A 310-nucleotide genomic window follows, 5' to 3' on the forward strand; every position below is an offset into this window, starting at 1 on the left:
GCCGCATCGAGGTCAGCGTCTCGGTGACCGGCGCTACCGGCGGCAGGCCCAGCATTTGGGCTCGGTCGGCGTCGAGGAAGTCCACCGGACGACCATCCAAGACTCGCACCCGACGAGCGTTGGCGATCGGAAGCCATTGCCCCAGTTGAGCATTGAAGTCTGCCGGTGAAGCGAAGCTGCGCCCGGGCAGAAACGAGGTCTCCAGATAGCGGTTGGCTCGCTCCACGATCCCCTTGGATTCAGGGTCATAGGGTTTGAGTTGCACCAGACGCGAACCCAGCGTGCCCATCAACGCCGTGACCGCATCGGC

The 310-nt window shown here is 64.2% G+C and carries 1 pseudogene; it reads right to left on the bottom strand.

Annotated features, from left to right (window positions below):
* Window positions 1–310 (bottom strand): annotated as a pseudogene (locus AC5Y47_RS25685) (IS21 family transposase); the annotation flags it as partial.

This window comes from Mycobacterium sp. NGS22, assembly GCF_059813095.1.